Source organism: uncultured Treponema sp. (assembly GCF_945873775.1).
Classification (GTDB): Bacteria; Spirochaetota; Spirochaetia; order Treponematales; family Treponemataceae; genus Treponema_D.
In genome coordinates this window covers 52,735-70,424 of the sequence record NZ_CAMCEC010000002.1, presented here as the reverse complement: position 1 = coordinate 70,424, position 17,690 = coordinate 52,735, and the positions used below count along the sequence as shown (strand labels likewise).

At 39.3% G+C, this 17,690-nt stretch carries 12 protein-coding genes; 6 read left to right on the top strand and 6 right to left on the bottom strand.

Annotated elements, in window-relative coordinates; all coding sequences use genetic code 11:
• The first annotated feature begins 9 nt into the window (after positions 1 to 9).
• The 4 genes from Q0N70_RS01795 (at position 10) to Q0N70_RS01780 (ending at position 4,875) form a co-directional block, all read left to right on the top strand.
• Positions 10 to 1,218 (top strand): peptidoglycan DD-metalloendopeptidase family protein, encoded by a 1,209-nt coding sequence (locus Q0N70_RS01795; protein WP_294012957.1) that lies wholly within the window; start codon positions 10 to 12, stop codon positions 1,216 to 1,218.
• Between the two features lie 18 nt (positions 1,219 to 1,236).
• On the top strand, positions 1,237 to 3,459 hold the full coding sequence (locus Q0N70_RS01790) for a polysaccharide deacetylase family protein (RefSeq protein WP_294012954.1): 2,223 nt from the start codon (positions 1,237 to 1,239) through the stop codon (positions 3,457 to 3,459).
• Between the two features lie 184 nt (positions 3,460 to 3,643).
• Complete coding sequence (locus Q0N70_RS01785) at positions 3,644 to 4,312, top strand: pentapeptide repeat-containing protein (protein WP_273466506.1); 669 nt, start codon at positions 3,644 to 3,646, stop codon at positions 4,310 to 4,312.
• Complete coding sequence (locus Q0N70_RS01780) at positions 4,309 to 4,875, top strand: MBL fold metallo-hydrolase (RefSeq protein WP_294012946.1); 567 nt, start codon at positions 4,309 to 4,311, stop codon at positions 4,873 to 4,875. The genes Q0N70_RS01785 and Q0N70_RS01780 overlap by 4 nt, the downstream gene beginning before the upstream one ends.
• Before the next feature lie 2 nt (positions 4,876 to 4,877).
• Here the strand turns inward: Q0N70_RS01780 and Q0N70_RS01775 are convergent, their stop codons facing one another.
• Positions 4,878 to 6,629 carry a hypothetical protein gene (locus Q0N70_RS01775; RefSeq protein WP_294012943.1) on the bottom strand — a complete coding sequence of 584 codons (1,752 nt, stop codon included), beginning with the start codon at positions 6,627 to 6,629 and terminating at the stop codon, positions 4,878 to 4,880.
• A 45-nt stretch (positions 6,630 to 6,674) separates the two neighbouring features.
• Here Q0N70_RS01775 and Q0N70_RS01770 point away from each other — a divergent pair, with 45 nt between their 5' ends.
• On the top strand, positions 6,675 to 7,118 hold the full coding sequence (locus tag Q0N70_RS01770) for a hypothetical protein (protein ID WP_294012941.1): 444 nt from the start codon (positions 6,675 to 6,677) through the stop codon (positions 7,116 to 7,118).
• A 1-nt stretch (position 7,119) separates the two neighbouring features.
• Here the strand turns inward: Q0N70_RS01770 and ilvN are convergent, their stop codons facing one another.
• The 5 genes from ilvN to Q0N70_RS01745 all read right to left on the bottom strand — a co-directional run bounded on the left by ilvN (position 7,120) and on the right by Q0N70_RS01745 (position 15,644).
• Entirely contained in the window at positions 7,120 to 7,611 is a 492-nt protein-coding gene (ilvN, locus tag Q0N70_RS01765) for an acetolactate synthase small subunit (RefSeq protein WP_013700641.1), read from the bottom strand.
• Positions 7,612 to 7,644: 33 nt separating this feature from the next.
• A complete protein-coding gene (gene aroF / locus Q0N70_RS01760; protein ID WP_294012934.1) occupies positions 7,645 to 9,585 on the bottom strand; it encodes a 3-deoxy-7-phosphoheptulonate synthase in 1,941 nt (646 codons plus the stop codon).
• Between the two features lie 122 nt (positions 9,586 to 9,707).
• Positions 9,708 to 12,200, bottom strand: a complete 2,493-nt coding sequence (gene thrA / locus Q0N70_RS01755; protein ID WP_294012931.1) for a bifunctional aspartate kinase/homoserine dehydrogenase I — start codon at positions 12,198 to 12,200, stop codon at positions 9,708 to 9,710.
• Positions 12,201 to 12,436: 236 nt separating this feature from the next.
• Positions 12,437 to 13,420 carry a LacI family DNA-binding transcriptional regulator gene (locus Q0N70_RS01750; protein ID WP_294012928.1) on the bottom strand — a complete coding sequence of 328 codons (984 nt, stop codon included), beginning with the start codon at positions 13,418 to 13,420 and terminating at the stop codon, positions 12,437 to 12,439.
• Between the two features lie 496 nt (positions 13,421 to 13,916).
• A complete protein-coding gene (locus tag Q0N70_RS01745) occupies positions 13,917 to 15,644 on the bottom strand; it encodes a hypothetical protein (protein WP_294012925.1) in 1,728 nt (575 codons plus the stop codon).
• A gap of 427 nt (positions 15,645 to 16,071) precedes the next feature.
• On the opposite strand from Q0N70_RS01745, the gene Q0N70_RS01740 reads away from it, so the two are divergent.
• Entirely contained in the window at positions 16,072 to 17,367 is a 1,296-nt protein-coding gene (locus tag Q0N70_RS01740; protein ID WP_294012922.1) for an ABC transporter substrate-binding protein, read from the top strand.
• Positions 17,368 to 17,690 lie beyond the last annotated feature (323 nt).

Genomic DNA, 17,690 nt, shown 5'->3' with positions numbered 1-17,690 from the left:
ATTGAAAATATGGAAATAATAAATTGCTTGGAATCTTCTGCTTTTAGAAAAAATACTACACACTTGATTCGACACAATGTTTTGCGTAGCGTTCGTACTTCTGCAAAGCCTGTTTATAGAACACGAAATGTTTTTAGCGCAAATTCAGTTAGATCTGATTTTAATATTTTCTCATTTATTCAGAATCTTCGTGGGCAGATTGGAGTTGCAGGAAAGAGGATAAAAATTGCTTCCCGGTTTGCATGGCTTGTTCCTGTTTTTGTTTTGTGCGCGGCTTCACCTTTTTTTGTTTCCAAGTTTATTTCCTTTTCTGAAAGCTTTGCAAAAAATATAAATTTAAATCCTGTTTCAATGGACGAGTTTCAAGTTCTTGACAATGCGATGAGCGAATTTGCTTTTGACCGGACTTCGTACTTTGACAGTGAAGGAAATATTTTTTCAGAAGACGGAACTAAGGTTGTATCTAATTCTGTTTTATTAAAGCAGCCTGTTGTTTTTCAGAATTACACAGTAAAGCCGGGAGACACGATAATCGGAATTAGCTCAAAGTTCGGGCTTTCAAATATTTCAACTTTGATTGCTGTAAACAATATTGGAAACGTCCGCTCAATTTATGCAGGCCAGAAACTTTCCGTTCCTTCTGTAGACGGACTTGTTCATTCGGTTTTAAAAAGTGAAACTCTTGATTCTATTTCAAAAAAATATTCTGTTTCTGTTTCTGATTTGCTTGACATAAATGACTTGTCATCTGAAAAACTTCAAGAAGGTCAGAAAATTTTTATTCCGGGCGCAAGGCTCGACAGCAATTCTTTACGAAAGGCAATGGGCGAGCTTTTTGTAAATCCGCTGAAAACAAAATACAGGCTTAGCTCAAGGTTTGGCTCGCGCGCAGATCCGTTTACAGGCGTTGCTTCCCATCACACTGGAATCGACATGGCTTGTCCTACGGGAACTCCGATTTATGCTTCTATGAGCGGAAAAGTTGCATACACAGGATTCTCTTCTGTGTTTGGAAACTATGTGATTATAAATCATTATGACGGCTATCAGACTTTGTATGCGCACATGAGCAAAATCATTGCAAAAAAAGGCGAGAGTGTTGGTCAGGGCGCAAAGATTGGACTTGTTGGAAACACCGGATATTCTACTGGCCCGCATCTTCATTTTACGGTTTATAAAAATTCAAAGCTTGTAGATCCGCTTACAGTTTTAAAATAAATTTTAGAGGAAATTTATATGAACAAAAATTTCAAGTTGCGCAGTTTTGCTTTTATAGTTTTCTTTGCATTCATTTTCCCGGCTTTTTCTCAGATTGAATTTGGCAGTCTGGATTTAAATAATGATGATTTTCTTTTATTTTCTGCAGAACAAAATATTCCGGGAACGCCTTCTTACAAGTCGCTTTTTTTCACTCAGCTTGATGAACAAAAAATAAAAAAAGAGCCTGTGATTTTGACTTGCTTCCCGGAAAAAATGGAGTTGCTCAATGAAAATAAAATTCTTCAGATTAGAAACAGATACGGAACTGCAAAATATTCTGTTGAAGATAAAAATTTAAAATGGACTTCTCTTGCTTTTGGAATTCCAGAAAACTATAGCCGTGCGAATTTAATTTCTGCAAGTCCAGACGGAAATTATTTTTGCTATGTGAAGAAAACAAAAAACACAACTGGAAAACTTTTTGTTGTTGACTGCAAAACTCAGGAAGAAAAAGTTCTTCTTGAAAAAACACCTTTTAGCTATAAAAACATAAATGCAAAATGGTCGCCAGACAGCAAATTTCTTCTTTATGAAAAAGATGGCTGTGTATATTTTATAACTCCAAGCGAGCTTTTCAAAAAAATAAATTTGCCTGAAAGCTATAGAAAAATTGGAAACGGAACAATCAACAATGTTCAGTGGACTCAAAATGGAAATATAATTTACGTTTCAAATGATCTTGTTTTTTTAATTGAAGAAAATGAGCTTTACACAAGAGGTCTTTACGCATCTCTTATTGGAAGCGGAAAAATTATCGGGCGAATTCCAAATTCATTTGATCCGCTAAAAGATAAATTTTGGACAAATGAAGACGGAACAAAATTTGCGATAGTTTCAAGCAAAAATACTCTTTATATTTATTCTGCCACGGAAAGCGAGGAACTTAGCTATTTAAAGCCTGAAGGTGTTTTTCCTTTTTCAGAAACAGACGGAAGCGGCTATGATTTTAAAATCTTCTGGAGCGGAACTTCTTCACCTGTTTTGTGGTGCGATTCTTTTTCTTTTGAAAATCCAAAGAGAGTCAGCTATGCTTATTCTGTAAAAGAAAAAATGGAGCTTTTGTTTAAAGCTGAAAATTCCATTTCTCCAGTTGTTTCGCCGGATAGAAAAAAAATCGCTTATACAGATTCTGGAAAATTTTTTGTGTACGATATTTCTGCGCAGAAAATTGTTTTGTCAAAGCCAGCGGAAAAAATTGTCTCAGCTGTCTGGAACGGAAATTTTTCAATTTATATTGGCGGAGAAGAAACTGTAAGACTTGTAAATTTCCGCGGAGATGAAAAAGTTCTTTTCTTATCTTCTGCTTGCCAGCCATATTGGAGCAACGGAAAAATTTTATGCAAGTCTGAAATTTCAAAAGAGACATTTGTTTACGAGGCGGACAAAAATACTTGGAAAGCAACATTGCCGTCCTCTACAGAAAATTTTTCACGGCTAGAAAAAAATGGAAGGTACAGAGTTTTTCTTGGATCTTCTGTGAATTCAAAATTTTCAAATTCAATTTATGTAAGATCTCTTTCTGGAAAAACAAAAACATATTCTGTTTATAAAGAAACTGAAAAATATTCAGAGCCTCTAAAGAAAGCATCTATTGTTTTTGACGCATTGAAAAATTCAGAAGGACTTGCGGAAGTTCTTTATACGCTTGATGATTTTAGAGTAAAGGGAACTTTCTTTTTGAACGGAGAATTTATCCGGCGTTATCCGCACAAAGCAAAGCAGATTGCATTTTCTGGAAATGAATGCGCTTCAATGTTTTTTAGCTGTGCCGATTTGCTTGAAAATAATTTTATAGTTGATAAAGATTTTGTTCAGCGTGGACTTGCAAGAAATGAAGATGAATTTTTTACTGCGACAGGAAAAGAACTTTCGCTTTATTGGCATGCTCCGTTTTATCATTCAAATCAGCTTATGAAAAATGCGGGCGCAGAGGCTGGTTATAATTATGTTGAAGCCTTTAGCAAATTCAATGACAGAATTACATTTGAAGAAAGCAAGGAAAGCGGCAAAGAATATTTAGATGCAAGTTCTCTTGTGGATTCATTTGCTGAAAATCTTTATGACGGAATTGTGATTCCAGTTTCAATTGGAAAAATGGACGGAACACGCCGAGATTATCTTTACGAAAAACTGGATTTGCTGATTTCTTCTATTTTGGAAAACGGCTACGAAATTGTTTCGTTGAAAGATTTGCATTAAATAGAATTCAAGTTTTATGGTTTTCTGTCATTATCAGACTTGCCCCTGCAATGTTTCTGAAAAAACTCGATTGATAATTTATTGTAAGTTTATAAAAGATTCCCGTATCGTGGTACGGGAATGACAGTTTAGTAATTATTTTGAATCTATTTGACTAAATGTTTTCAATAACGTAAAGTTAAGTATGTTTGTGACTAACAAATGTCAGTGCAAGGAATGTCAGAATCCTGCGCTTTCAGTAATCCGCGACAATGAAATTATTCCGCATGAGCCAGGTTTTTGCTTTGAACATACGGAAGATAAAATCGGTCATCTTACATCGCTTTTGAATTATATAAATTCGCATGAAAAAATTATAGGGCTTTGCGCTTACGGAATATCCGTGAACGGCGTTGATCTTTCCGGCAAAAAATTTTACGGCTGCAATTTTCAGCATTCAACTTTTTCAAACATACATTCAACAGGCTTAAAATTTAAAATATGCACGCTTGATTTTTCAACATTTTCAGATTGCGATATGCTGAACAGCGACATTCAGTTTTCCTCTTTTTCCGGCTCGAAATTTATTCACGTAGTTTTTACAGGAAGCGATTTGGTGCATAACAATTACAACGGAATAACTGCTTACCAATGCAGTTTTGATGATTCTGATTTTTACAACAGCCGCTTTATCCGCGCAATTCTTATGAACACATCAATGAAAAACTGCAATCTCAAAAAAGCGATATTTTACAATTCAGCAAGGGAACACGTTTCGTTTAAGCTTTCAAATACGCGGGAAGCTTTAATTGACAGAAACAAAAGCGGCTTGATTGAAGACTTTTCGGAATCGGAAGGAGAAGACGAGCTATGAAACTTTATTTCCATTTGTGCATAGACGGATTTACAAATAGCTACACGATTTTAAATGACAGTCCAGATGTAAAAGAAGCGATTATTGTCGATCCCGGAAAAATCGACATGGAAACAATAAACTTAATTGAAGAAGGCGGTTACAAACTGTCTGCGGTTTTGATTACACATAAACATACTCATCATATACAAGGGCTTAGAACTCTTAAAAAAATTTATACTCCTGTAGTGTATGCGGCTGATGCTGGAATTTACGGAATGGACTGCTCGATTTTAAATGGAGATGGAATTATAAAGATTGCAGGTTTCAATGTTGAATTTTTTTCTGTGCCGGGGCATTCTCCAGACAGCATGGTTTATAAAATTGAAGACGTGATTTTTACAGGCGACACTTTGATTTCTGGAGTGACGGGAAGCACTTTGAGCCAGTATTCCCATAAGCTTCTTTGCAAAAAAATAAAAGATAAAATTTTTTCACTTCCTAATAGAACTGTTGTTTTCCCCGGACACGGTTCTCCAAGCACTATTGAAAGTGAAAAGCAATTTAATATCGATTTGATTTAAAACTATTCCAGCCTTTGAACAAGCGCAACTCTTCCGCAGGCAAGTCCCCAGTTGTCAAAAGCATAGCTGTTTAGAATTTCTGCCGCGTCAACAAAAGCCTGAGCATTCGTGCTTTGAATATATTCCGCGCTTTCTGGTTGAATTCTGTTTACTGAGCCGCGTCTTGCAACTTGAAGAAAATAATTTCTTACATTTGAAAAAGACTGCTGCATTATGTAAGCCATGAATTCATTTTGCATCAAGTATTCATCGTTTGTGTCATAACCAAGTCCCGGTTGTGTTTCCCAAAATTTCTTTAGAAAATTCAAAGAGCCTTCGTCGAACATATTATAGCAAGTTGCAACGATATTTCTAAAATCTTCATCAGTAAAATAAATTCCGTGCCAGCTTTCGTGCGCCATAAAAGTATGCCTAAGATATTCTGGAGATTCTCTGCTGAATGAAACAACCGCGCCTTTTCCGGCTTTAAATCCGTTTTTGTCTTTTTGTATGATTTTATTTGCAATAAGAATTTCTTTTAGGATTTCTTCGTAGCTGTTTATCTGGAAATTTTCCTGTTCAACTAAAGAAAAGAAATTCGCCAAGTCATCGGCTTTGTAGTCGTGCGCATTGTAGCCGTGCTTATTTTTTACAAAATCATCAGAAACTAAAGTTCCTTTGTAACCGGCTTTTTCAACAAAATATGCGATTCTTGTAAAAAATTGATTTTGAATTTTGTAATCTGAAAAATCAAAAAACAAAACTCCGGGAAAAAGCTCCCATTCAAAAATCTCATAGTCGCTTCGTCTCCAGTTTTTTTCCGGCCAGTTGTTTACAAGTCCCAAGTCAGTTTTCAATGGATACAAAACTTTTCCGGCTGTGTCTTGCGCAAGAATTGAATCCGAAGATTTCATTATGAATTTTTTTACAAGTTCTTTGTTTTCTTGCAGCGTAATTTTTTCAAAGGGATTTTTTAACGCAGATGCTTGCAATGTTTTTGAGCTTGCGTTTTTTGAAAGCCGGATTGAAAGTTTTTCACTTCCAGCTGTAAAAGTTATTCTTTCTTGATTTTTAAAAGTGCCGATGTTGTCTGTAGCTGAAATTCCAATTTCAATTTTTGGCATTATGCGCGTTGGAATATTTTGGTCTGGAAAAAGATTTTTTGCATCACTGAAATCCGCGGAATCAAAATCCCATTTTATTTTTCCTCCGCTCGGTCCGAATGCAAAAAGCGGAATATTTTCGTTTTCCCAGCCAAGAGCCGCTTCTGTTATCTGCGCTTCGGTTACTTTGAATTTTGCATTTCCGTATACAAAAAATCCGGCTGGCACAATGTCGTTTTGCGCAATTGAAAATACAACTCTAAAATCTTCGGATTCAAACTCTGAAAAATTTCCGGTTACAAGTTTTCTTGAATATATTGATGTCTTTAAAGTTCCGTTTGAAAAATCATCGTCAAATAAAAAGCCCAAAGCAAAAACGCTTTCTCCTGATTTTGGAATTGAATTTTTTGCAAATGAAATTCTTACAGAAAGTCCTGCGCCTGATTTTTTGTAGCGGACGTTGCTAAAATGCGCCTTTTGATTTTCTGTGAATTTAAAAAACATATATTGTTTTTTCTGCGGATTAGAAATTTTTGCTTCCGCCGCAGCTTTGTTCAATGCAATTAAATTTTCTCCGCTCATTCCGATTGAAGAATTTTTAGCTTTGAATGCGCAAGATGAAAATGCAATAACCAAAAACAATATTAAGGATTTAAAAAAAAATTTCTGCATGGAAACATACTAAACTTTTTTTTTAGTTTACGCTACACTGATAAAATGTTCGCTTTTGTTCCAGGAAAAGACGCGCTTTTGTTTCTTGCAAAAATTCAAAAGAAAATTATTTCTAATTTCAATTCAAATTGTTCTGCGGAATTTTTTGCAGTTCCTGTTTTTCCGCTGTGGGCATTCTTTGACTTTGCTTTGCCTGAAAAAATAATTTCCTGTGAATTTCTTGAGCCGATTCTAAAAGATGAGAAATTTATTTTTCCAGTAAAAATTATTTTCTTAAAAGATGGAACAGAAAATGAAATAAATCTTAAAGTTGTATTTGTAAAAATTCTTGGGGAAAGAAAAAGCAGCCTTGAATTTCATCTTGATTCAGACGAAATAAAAAACTGCTTTCCATATAAAATCAGAGTTTTTAAAACTGGAAATGTTCTAGTTCAAAATAACAGCTGGCAGTTGTTCGATGAAAAATGGGGCAAATGCCAGCCGCTTTAAACTAGCGCATTACTTTTTCGCCGCGATCCATTGCAATCAGTCCGGACTTTAAGAATTCAAGAATTCCGTAAGGCTCAAGCAACCGCTTCAATGAACTGATTTTTTCTTCGCTTCCAGTTGCTTCTACAATCAAAGTGTTTTCTGAAACATCAACGATGTGTGCGCGGTAAATGCTGCAAGTTTCAATAATTACGCCCCTGTTTTCTCCGGCGGCTTTTACTTTTATCAATGCAGTTTCGCGCTGGCAAGTTGAAGAAGAATCGCAGTGTTCAATAGAAATAACTTCCACAAGTTTTGAAAGCTGCTTTTCAATTTGCTCAAGAATATATTCGTCTCCGCGCACAACGATTGTCATGCGGGATTTTTCAGGATCTGCCGTTTCGCAAACTGTGAGCGAGTCTATGTTGTATCCGCGGCGGCTAAAAAGTCCAGACACGCGGCTTAATACACCTGCATGGTTTTCAACAAGAACAGAAAGCACATACTTTTTCATTTTAAACTCCTATAAAAAGTCAATGAGGAAATGTTATTTTCCTAATTCAGAGTAAATTCCAAGAAGCCGAATTTCTTCAACTTTATCTGAAAGTTTTTCCATTAATGATTTTACATATTCCGCCGCATTTTGATTTTTGATTTCAGCGTCCGCATAGAACCAGTATCTCCACGGCTGTCCTGCAATCGGGCGGGATTCAAGGCGTGTCATGTTCAGTCCGCAGTCGTTGAAAACTCCAAGCACGTTGTACAAAGCTCCCGGCTCATTTTTTGTCTTGAAGATAAAGCTTGCCATGTTTGCAGGAACATTTGCTTCTTTTGCTCCAGTTGGCTTTGCAGTGTGGTTTGCCTGAATTACAACAAAGCGCGTAAAATTTCCCGGATCATTTTCAATATCTTCCGCAAGAATTTCAAGCTTGTAAAGAGATGCGTTGAGTGAACTTGCGATTGCGGCATTTTCCTTTGAATTCTTTTCCGCTACAAACTGAGCTGCGGTTGCTGTGGAAACTGCGTCTATGAAATTCCAGTTTTTGTGGTTGTCCAAAAATTTCTTGCACTGGCTTAATGCCTGCGGATGTGAGTAGACATTTTTTATGTCAGCAATTGTTGCGCCTTTTATTCCAAGCAAAGCGTGGCGGATATTTAATGTTACAGCTCCGGCTATGCTTACGTCTTCAAATCTGCTGAAGTTGTCGTAGTTTTGGAACACGCTTCCTGCAAGGCTGTTTTCAATTGGAACCATTCCGTAGTCGGCTTTTCCGTCCACAACGCTTTGGAAAATTTCTTCAAATGAATCGACTGCAACGGCTTCAACATCATGCGAATCAAAGTAGCGTGAAATTGCCTGTTCCGCATAAGCGCCTCTTTTTCCGCTGTAAACGCAGACAATTTTTCCGCTTGAATTTTTTTGCTCGGAATGCACAACAGAAGAATTTTCTTCACGGATGTGTGCAACTGATTTTCCGATTACTGGAGCAAGTGCTTCAATATCATGCATCATTTTGTCGAACTGGGCAGGAAGCATGGACTGCGCTCCGTCGCTCATTGCTTTTTCAGGATGATTGTGAACTTCTACAATTATTCCGTCTGCTCCTGCCGCAATGGAAGCAAGTCCCATGGAAGGAACTTTGTCGCGGATTCCAACGGCATGGCTTGGGTCTACAATAATCGGAAGGTGAGTTAGAGAACGCAAAACTGGCACTGCGGAAATGTCCAGTGTGTTGCGTGTTGCGTGCTCAAATGTTCTTATTCCGCGCTCGCATAAAATTACGCTGTCTGTTCCGCTTGAAAGCAAATATTCCGCGGACATCAAAAGCTCTTCCAATGTTGCGGTGTAGCTGCGCTTTAAAATTACAGGCTTGCCGATTGCTCCAACTTTTTTTAGAAGATCAAAGTTCTGCATATTGCGCGCGCCAATCTGATAAACATCAACATAGCCTTTCATCAGCGGAATAAGAGATTCAGAAACTATTTCTGTAACAATAGGAAGTCCGAATTTTTCTCCAGCTTCTTTTAGGTATTTTAATCCTTCTTCGCCCAATCCCTGAAAACTGTATGGGGACGAACGCGGCTTGTATGCTCCGCCTCTGAGCATGACTGCTCCACTGGAAGCAACTGCAGCTGCAATTTCCATCATCTGCTCACGGCTTTCAACGGCGCAAGGTCCTGCAATGGAAACAACGTGCTGTCCGCCTATTCTTATTATTTGTCCGCGATTGTTTGGAACTTCAATTATTGTGTTTTCTTTTTTAAATTCCCGGCTTGCAAGTTTGAACGGCTTGCTGATTGGAATGACATTGTTTACGCCCGGCAGAAGCTCAACTTCTCTTACATCCATAGAAACTTTTCCTACGGCTGCAATAACGGTGTCTTCTTCTCCGACGATTTCGTTAAGCTTGAAATTTTTTTCTTTTAGAAACTGGCAGATGTGTTCTTTCTGTTCTTCAGTTGAATCTTTCTTTAATACAATAACCATTTCAAGAAAATCTAGCACAAACAGTTGAATTTTTCAATTCCTGCTTTTGTATAAAAAAAAGCCACTGCCGGTTTTATTCCAGCAATGGCATCTTGAATTTGGTGCCTGTATTGCAGCGAAAATTAACTGTGGCTGTTCCAGCTTACGGTTCTAAGAATGTCGCCAAAGACTCCTGCCGCTGTAACTCCTGCACCTGCGCCGTATCCGCGGACTGTAAGCGGAATTGGTGTGTAGCGCGCTGTGTGGAATACAAATGCGTTTTCTCCGCCGCGTACTCCAAAAAGCGGATCTTCTGGCCCGACTTCAAGCATTCCAACGGAAACTTTTCCATCTTTTATGCTTGCTCCCATTCTAAGAACTTTTTTGTCTTTTCTAAGTGAAGCCATTTTTTCTTCAAAGTAAGAATCCAGCTCAGGAAGCTTTGCAAGGAATTCTTCCACAGAACCTTCAAGAGAAAATCCTTGCGGGAAAATTGAACGCATTTCAATGTCTTCAAGCTCAATGTTCATTCCGCTTTCACGGGCAATGATTAAAGCTTTTCTTGCAACGTCAGTTCCCTTTAAGTCATCGCGCGGATCTGGCTCTGTGTAGCGCAGCTGCTTTGCTTCAAGGACGGCTTCGCTGAATTTTTTCCCTTCATCAAGTTTTCCAAAGATGTAGCTCAAGCTGCCGGACATAATTCCGTTGAAGCCTGTGAGCTTGTCGCCCGACTTGAACAGATTCTGCAATGTGTCAATAATTGGAAGTCCTGCGCCGACATTTGTTTCGTACAAAAATCTTACGTGCATTTCGTTTGCAGTGTCGCGGAGTTTTTTGTAGAAATCCATGCTCATTGAATTTGCGCGCTTGTTTGGAGTTGCAATGCTCATTCCAGCCTTGAAAATATCAAGATAGCGTTCCGGCAAATCATAGCTTGCAGTGCAGTCAACAAAAATTGGATTGATAGGCTTTGTCTCTTTTACAAAGTTGATTATCTCATCAAGGTTTGTCTTTGTTCCGTTTTTCTTAACTTGATCTCTCCAGTCGCCAAGAGAAATTCCTTCCGCATTGAAAATCATTCCATCGATATTTGCAATTGCCATAACGCGGATGTCGATTCCCTGCTCCAAAAGCATTTTCTGCTGCTCGCCAATCTGGTCAAGCATTGTTCCGCCGATTGTCCCAGCTCCGAATGCAAAAACCTGAATTGACTGAACTGTGTTAAAGAAGAACTGGTGGACAACGCGCACTGCCATGTCGCCGTCTTCAGCTTTTATTACAGCTGAAATTGAACGTTCGCTTGAGCCTTGCGCAATTGCAAGAATGTTTACATCGCGGCTTGCAAGTGAATCAAAGAAAGTTCCTGCAACGCCTCTTTTTTCTTTCATGCCGTCGCCGATTATTGAAACGATGGCGCAGTCAGCCTGGACTTTTATAGGATTTATAAGTTTTGTTGAAATCTCAAGTGAAAATTCTGATTTAAGAACATCCTGAACTTCATTTGCAAAAGCTTTGCGCACGCAGAATGAAATTGTATATTCAGAAGACGACTGGGTAATCAAAAGAATTGAAATGCCTGCATTGCTAACCGCAGAGAAAATCCGCGCCGCCATTCCTTTGCGTCCCTTCATTCCAGAGCCGCTTACAGAAATCATTGCGCAGTCTTTAAGGCAAGAGATTCCGCAGACAGGACCTTTCTTTGCGGAGTTTTCAAACGAACCTTTTCCGATTCTAGTTCCGCGCGCAGAAGGATTGTGAGAGTTCAAGCTCCAGGCTTCAATTCCTTTTGCGGCAAGAGGCGCCAATGTCTTTGGATGAAGAACTTTGCTTCCGAAGAATGAAAGCTCCATTGCTTCTTCGTAAGTCATGTCGTCTACAAGAACAGCGTCTTTTACAACTCTTGGGTCTGCTGTGTAGATTCCGTCAACGTCAGTCCAGAATTCAACTTTAGAAGAGCCAAGACAAGAGCCAACAATCGCCGCGCTAAAGTCAGAGCCGTTGCGTCCCAAAAGTCCCATTACAGGTTTTGCGCCAGTTCCAGAAATCCAGGAGCAGATAAATCCTGGGAACAAAAGAATTTGCGCTAAAGGAGCTGAACCGTCTCTGTAGTCAGCAAAAGCGTCCGCGCAGTGAGCATAGTCCGGCTCGCCTTCTTTCTGGTCGCCAGTTGTATAAATGAATTTGCGTGAATCCAAAAGTAAAACGCTCTGTTTTTTTGCAAGAAGGACTGCTTCAACAATCGGAGCGCAGATTAATTCGCCCATGCCCATGATGCGGCAGTGAACGGTGTCCGGACATTCTCCAAAAACCGTAAGGCCTGCAAGAAGTTTTTCAAGTTCAGAAAATAGCGGCTCGATTTTTGCATTTACAGATTCTGTGCTGAATTCTGGCAATGCTGATTTTATTTCTGCGCAAATGTCCGCGTGAATTCTACGAAGCTCGCTTACAAAAGATTCAGCTGTTCCGCCGGAAGCGCAGCCGTCAATGGCAGATTGAAGCTTGTTTGAAACTCCTGCAACAGCACTTACAACAACACTGATTCTGTCAGACTTTGCACGTCCGACCATAATTTCCACGCTGTCAAGAATACGGCGGGCAGAACCCATGCTTGTTCCGCCAAACTTTAATGTAAGCATAAAAATCCCCTGCTTAAAAAATATTTCGTTATACTACCATTAATAGAATGAAAATTCAATCAAGGGGAAATTTTACTGGGAAAAGAGAGGGTGCGGTTTTTCCGTAGCAGGATTTTTTCTTCCGCAAAAGACAAATTGCGATTTGCCAATATAAGCACAAGGACATTGCAGAATAACTTATTGCTCATGGAAAATAAAATACTCTCAGTCTTGAATGAATACATTCTCCTTTCCCTTTACACAATCGAGATGTCAAACAGTGAAGAGTTTGGCGGGGCTTCGTTGTTTATAAGCTGAAGAAGAATTCTTGCGTTTTGCGCGCCCATTTGTTTTATTGGCTGCCTTGCTGAAACTACAGGCTTTATGATGTAGTGAATCGGCTTGTAGTCATCGAAAACTGCGAATCCGATTTTGTCAAGGTTAAAGCCAGCTTTTCGCATTGTGTCAAATATAAAGAATAGAAAGTCTCCGCCGGCGGTTATAAAAACTGAATCAATCTTTGGATTTTGCTTTAGAAATGCGCTGATGTTTTTTACGGTTTCTTCCTCTGTGTATGGGCTGTGGACGACTGGCGGATTTTTTATTCCCTGCTCTTTGAGCGCGCTCTTGAATCCTTCAACACGTTCCTTGTTGTAAAGAAATTCTTTTGGCCCGGCAATGCAGGCTATGTTTTTTCCGCCGTTTTCAATCAGTCTTGAAGTTAGAAGATACGCGCCTTCTTTGTTCCGCACGTCAACGCAGTAGTGGTTGCAAAGCGGAGTCCGTCCTTGAATGACAAACGGAATTCCAGAAGTGTTTAAAAGCTTGATTAAATCCGCATGGACATATTCGGCAGGAACTACAAGTCCGTCTATTGATTTTTTGAATATTGCGTTTTCAAGCGACTTTAGCGGATCGTCTTTGTCCTGGGTAATGACAAGAAGGTTGTAGCCGTTTTTTTCAGCCTCGTACGAAACTGCGGAAATTATTTCTATCCAGTAGGAAGTTGAAAGCGTATATTCGTAATCCGCGGAAATTAAAATTCCTATTGTCTCGGACTTGTTGTGTGAAAGCGCTCTTGCCGCCGCATTTGGAATATAGTTATATTCTGAGGCGAGCTTCATTATTTCAATTCGCTTTTCTTCGCTTACGCCTTTTTGTCCGTTAAGGGCTTTTGATACTGTGCTTTTTGCAACGCCTGTGAGCTCTGCGATTTCTTTTATCGTATACTTCATATTCATTTTTTTGTAATAGTTTAAATGTTGAGCTTTTATCAAGTGCCATTCCCGTGCAACAACACAGCGATGTTTACGCAGTAAACTCGGTCAGGAATCTGTTGTTATAAGATTGCCTGGTCATGCCGGACAATAACATAAAAATTTTAAATCCGACAATGGCATTAAAATATAAACCCAAATTTTAACTTAATATTTTTTATTAAGGAAAATTTAGAGAAACTGTTTTCCTTTTGTTTCTATAAATATACAGGAAAATCCGTCTTGGAGCAAGAAAAAAATTTGTTAGCCTGATTAACTGTCGTTGCCGTATTTGCCCCTGCGATGTTTCTGAAAGAAAATCGGTTAACAATCGCTAAATGATTGTAGTATATACAGTCAGATTATCGGGTCGAGCCCGATAATGACAAACGCAGTAAAAAAAATGCTTCCCTGGAAACTCCAAGGAAGCAAGTGTATGTTAAGTTTTATTAAAATAGGAGGCTAAAATAAAACTTAAATTCTAAAGTCTAAAGCTGAATGTTCCTGTGATACATCCTTTGTCAGTGTCGTTGTCAGTGCTGTTTGTGTAAAGCTGATCCTGACGTTCATAGCGGAAGTCAACATTGAACTTTTCAGAAGGATAGATAACAAGACCAAGTCTTGAGTCCACTGTATACTGTCCAGTTCTCTGGAGATTTGCACCGCATCTCTGAATGCAGCGTCCAAGCGCATAAGGTTTGATTCCAACAGAAAGTCCGCTCTTTGTTACAGTTTTAATCATGTATTCAAGCTGGGCTGCTGCAAAGAATCTTGAATCTCCGCCGTCCTGCTCCGCAAAGTTTACCCATTCAAACTCAACGAATCCGCCGAGGTTTGGAATAAGCGCATTTTCATCAGGTGTTTCAAATGCTGAAACTACAAGGCTTGCGATTCCGTTGTTGTCTGTGTTTACACCAACAGAAGCTCCGATTGGGAACTGTCTGCCCCAGAAGTCAAGAGAGTCGTGTCCGGCTTTTGCGTCTGCACCGCGTGGATACCATGCCAAGCCGCCGCCAACTTCAAACTGGCTGTTCTGCTCTTCTGTCTTGCTTACTCCGTCATCGTAGTAAGTTCTTGTTCTTCCATCGCTATAGTTGTAGTCAATTCCAGCATAAGGAGCGATTACGCCTTTAGAAGTTTCAATGTTGTAAGTAATGTCTGCGCCGAATGCACGGATATCTTTTGCTGTGCTGAGTTCTGTGAAGTTGATATTTTCATTCTTTCTGTCTTGACCTTTGCGTCTGGACTCATAAGCTTTTTTGTAGTTGAAAGTTGTAAGTCCGCTCAAGTTAAGCTCAAGCTGCTCTGTTGGCTTAAACATAACATCGAGCTGAACTGCTCCGGCGTTTCCTTCGTTGAGCTTCTGATAAGTTTTTCCTCTCTTGATGTTTGCGCTTGAAGTGTAAGGACTGTCTGCGCTTCCGTAGCCGTCTGGTCCATCAAGGTTTGGATCCTGTGAGCTTATCCAAGAACCTGCCGCTCCTGTAGAAAGCTGAACTTTAAGATTGTCGAATTCAACTCCTGTGGAAATAACGCCTGTAAGTCCAAGGCTTCCAGTGTCTTTGTCAAGGAAGTTTCTTGTGTCCTGAATTCCGTTGTAGTACAAGAAGCCAAGAGTGTTGTCCTTGTCTGTGTCAAATGCCTTGTCGCTGCGGAAGTCGTCAAAGATTGACTTTAAGCTTGCGTGGTTGAATCCAACCTGAGCTCCGTCTTCGTAGTTGAAGTTGTAGAAGTCCATGAACCAGTTTCTGTATTTTACGCCAGCAACAATGCTTGAATAGTCAAAGTAGTTTGAAGCTTTGTCGTTCCAGTTTCCAGGACGTTCTTCCCATCCTGTTGACTGTTTTTTTGAATCTACAGTTCCTGACTGTGAATCGTCTCCGCCGTTGTAGCTGTCAAGGTAAGTTTTCTTTTCGTCATAGAATTTGAAAACGTATCTCAAGTCTTCAACTCTAAAGTAAACAGAAAATCCGTCGTTTTCTGAGCTGTAGCCGCGGTTTGCTCCAGGAAACAAGTCCCACCAGATTTGCGCTTGGTCAACTGTTGATTCCATTCCGTAGATTTTTTCTTCAAGGTTGTAGCCAACTGTGTTGTGCATTTTAAGGTCGAACCAGGCGTTCTGTTTAACAGGAGCATCATCTGCAAAAGCTGCCCCCCCCAGTGAAAGAAGTAAAGCCGATAAAGCCACAGGCATTTTTTTAATCTTCATAAAAACCTCATAAAATTTCGTTGTTCTAAGAAACCGTTTTCTCTTTTGTATGTTTATGATAAGCACGGAATTCTTGCGCTGTCAAGTTTTTTTTTCGCAAGTTTTAAATATTTTTTTGTGAATTTTGCACTTTTTTCTATTAATTGTTGTGCAAAATATAAATTTTTTCTTCAAAAAGTTTAAAAAATCTGTAAAAGGCTGCGTTTTTTCAGGAAAAAGCCAGTTAAAATTCTGTTAAAAAAATAATAAAAAAAAGATTGACAACTGGGTTTTCGGTGCTATAATAAAATAAATAAAGAAACCGTTTTCTCTATTTTCAAAAATTAACAAACAAATGGATTGGCTTAATCTTAGTTCTTTTATGTGAAATCCGTTTTAAAAACTGCGGCTGCTTCTGAATATTGGAAGTCGGCATTTTGGAGGAAAAATGAAAAGAAGTGTAGTTTTGTGCACAGCGGCGGCTTTGACGCTTTTGGCTTCGGGCTGCTCAAAAAACAATGGCGGTGAAAATTCCATTCACGGAAAAATCGGTGGAAACATTATCGTTCTTACAAACAGAACAGACATTGTAGACACTAAGCTTCAGGAATACAAGGAAGCCTTTGAGGAAAAATATCCGGGAACTTCTGTAGAGTTTGAGGCGATTACAGATTACGAAGGAACTGTAAGAACCCGCATGGGAACTCAGGAATACGGCGATGTTCTTTGCCGCCCGAATATTCAGTCAATTGACTTTGAAAAATATTTTGAGCCGCTCGGCAAGCTTGAAGATTTTGATAAAATAATGAACTTTACAAGAACTTCAAATGCAATTTCTTACAAGGATGTTGTTTACACATATCCGATGGTTGCAACTGTAAGCGCGGGAATTGTTTACAACAAGGCTGTTTTTAAAAAGGCTGGCGTTGGAGTTCCAAGAAACACAGAGGAATTCTACGAAGCAATGCAGAAAATCAAAGACAAGACAGATGCAGTTCCAGTATTTATGAACTATCCTTCTGGCTGGACTTTGAATCAGTGGGAAGGCGGACTTTTGAGCGCGTCTGGAGATCCAGAATACAAGAGAAAGATTATCCATGAGGATTCTCCTTTTGTTCCTGGCGACGGACACTATGAGCTTTACAAAATGATGTACGAAGTTGTAAAGCGCGGCTTGTGCGAAAAAGACTTGCTTGCTTCTGAATGGGAGCAGTCAAAGCAGGATCTTGCTGACGGAAAAATCGGATGCATGGTTCTTGGCTCTTGGGCAATTCAGCAGGTAAAAGATCTTGCAGCCCGCCCGGAAACAATCGGATATATGCCGTTCCCATTTGAAATCGACGGAAAAAAATATGCGGAAGCTCAGCTTGATATGCCTCTTTGCATTAACAAGTACAGCAAGAACAAGGCGACTGCTTATGCTTGGATAAAGTTTATGTCAGACGACACAGACTGGGTTCAGTATACAGAATCTATTCCTGTAAAGAAGGGCGAGCCTTATCCTGCAGTTTTGGATTCGTTCGGTGAAATGGGCGTTCAGTACATTGAGTCTGCTCCAGCAGAACCACAGTACGAAGGCGTTTACGATAAGATTGACAAGGAGTCTGAAATCGGCTTCTGGAACGATCCTGAAAAGAAAAGAATTATCGACGCTGCTATTGGAAGCACAAAAGAAACATTTGAAGGCATCATGGCAGACTGGAACAAACGCTGGGCAAAAACCAGAGCAGAATATTTAAACTAAAAAGTTTCAAGAATGCCATTGAAGATTGGGGAATGTCCAATAAGTTCTAAAAGTCATTGTCGTACTTGATAATGAGATGTTTCTGAAAGAAACTCGGTTAACAATCTCTAAATACGTTTAGATTTTCGGGTCGCGCCCGAAAATGACAAAAAGATACTTTTGGAACATCCCCAATAACAGGAAATTTCATGTCTTATAATGGCATTCATCTAAAAAAACAGTTTCATCTTTGGGCGCATAAAATGTTGTGCCTAAGGATGAAATGTAAAAAACTTTCGTGCATAAAGGCATTGGAATTTCTTTGTGGAAGTTCCGGTGCAAGG